The following is a 1875-nucleotide window of genomic DNA, read 5'->3' on the forward strand; positions in this document are numbered from 1 at the left end:
CCCGCCGCGGGCCCCCAGGCACGTCGCGCTCTCAACCCCTCCGTCTACCGCCTCCTGCCCATGGCCGGTGACGGCCGGCCGCACGAGCTCCTGACCACCCCGGTACGGCGCGCGCCGATCCTGCGCATGCCCGGCCGGGGACGCACCATGCTGCTGACGTTCGACGACGGCCCCAACCCCGACTACACCCCGCACATCCTGGACACCCTCGCGAAGTACGACGTCCGGGCGACCTTCTTCGTGTGCGGCGAGATGGCCGACTGGAACCGGGACCTGCTGGCCCGGATGGCCGACGAGGGCCACGCCGTCGGCAACCACACCTGGACCCACCCGCTGCTCACCGAGCGCACCCGACGCCAGGTCCGCTCGGAGCTGGAGAGCACCTGCGACGTCATCGAGAAGGCGTACGGGCAGCGGCCCCAGTGGTTCCGCGCCCCCTACGGCGCCTGGAACCGGACGGTCTTCCAGGTGGAGGCCGAGCTGGGCATGGAACCGCTGGCCTGGACGGTCGACAGCCTCGACTGGACCGCCCCGGGCACCGGCACCATCGTCGAGCGCGTCGAGCGCGGGGCGGGCTCCGGGGTCGTGGTGCTCTCCCACGACGCCGGGGGCGAGCGCACGCAGACCGTCCGCGCGCTGCGCACGTACCTTCCGAAGCTGCTGGACGAGGGCTACCACTTCACCGTGCCGCACCGGACCTCCACCTGACCGGTGCCCGTCCGGCCGGGGCCGCTCAGCGGACCCCGGCCAGACGGGCGAACACGACGACGTTTCCCTGATATCCGGTCACCTTGTTGTAACCGCCGCCGCAGGTGATGACCCGCAGCTCCGGCGTGCCCTTCGAGCCGTACACGCGGTCGCCGGGAAAGTCGTCCTTCTCGAACACCTCGACGCCGTACACCTCGAACACGGCCGTCCTCCCGTCCTGCCGGTGGATTTCGACGTGGTTCCCCTTCTTCACGGCGCCGAGCCCGTAGAACACCGCGGGACCCGCCGAATTGTCCACGTGGCCGTCGACGACGGCGGTCCCCTTTTCCCCCGGCGTGACCGCGCCGTTGAACCAGCCGGCCAGGTTCGGGTCCTCCGGCGGCGGCGCGGCGACCCAGCCGTCCGCGTCCACACCGACCGGGGTGACGGGCGCGTCGACCTGGATCACGGGGATCCTGATCCGGTCGGGCACCGAGCGGGGCAGGGCCTGGGGGACCGGGCCCGGCCCCGTGGCCAAGGGGCTCGGCGTGTTGCCCGTGCCGGGAGCGGCCGCCGTCGCGGGCTGCGGCGGGCCTTCGTCGAACTCCCCCGAGCCGTTGCGGATGAGGGCGAGTCCGGTCAGCAGAACGAGCGCTATCACGCCCCATGGGGCACGCTTCTTCGGTGTCTCCCGCTCCTCCTGGGCGATTTGGTACCGCTCGCTCACAGATATTCACCATTCCCTCTCGACACGGCCTCCGCCGTGTCATACGCGCATACATGAACGCTAAGTCCGGTGCCCACACCTGGCGAGGAGACGGACGCGAACGGGTGCTCCGTTCCTTTTCCCGTGCGCCATCCGAGTCGCGCCGTACGGGTCATTTCTGGCGGTCCATGACCTGCGGGGATATTCAACAGAGTGATTTATTGGTGACGTTTGCTCACCAGGACGGGCGAGCGCCGAAATGCGCATTTGTGCCGGGCATCCGAGGGTTTTTTTCGGAAGGTGATGTCGCGCCGATCGTCCGGGTACGGGTCCCCGGGGCGCCTTCCGCGGAGGCTCATATGCGTACTGCTCGTACCCTCTCAACGCCCTTGGTGGCACTGGCCGCAGCGGTCGCCACCGTCGGGCTCGCCGCCCCTGCGGCCGTGGCGAAGGGCGGCGATTTGCCGAGAGTCATCCGGGAC

2 protein-coding genes are annotated in these 1875 nt (G+C 70.2%); one reads left to right on the forward strand and one right to left on the reverse strand.

The annotated features are described in order from the left end of the window. Positions 1–708 (forward strand): polysaccharide deacetylase family protein (locus RH94_RS18545; protein ID WP_234425865.1); only part of this gene is annotated, 708 nt, incomplete at its 5' end. A 25-nt stretch (positions 709–733) separates the two neighbouring features. Here RH94_RS18545 and RH94_RS18550 read toward each other — a convergent pair. Continuing rightward, positions 734–1420: a class F sortase gene (locus RH94_RS18550; protein WP_073948682.1), complete on the reverse strand. Its 687-nt coding sequence runs from the start codon at positions 1418–1420 to the stop codon at positions 734–736. Positions 1421–1875 lie beyond the last annotated feature (455 nt).

Origin of the sequence: Streptomyces kebangsaanensis (assembly GCF_001906585.1) — a bacterium.
GTDB classification, from domain to species: domain Bacteria; phylum Actinomycetota; class Actinomycetes; order Streptomycetales; family Streptomycetaceae; genus Streptomyces; species Streptomyces kebangsaanensis.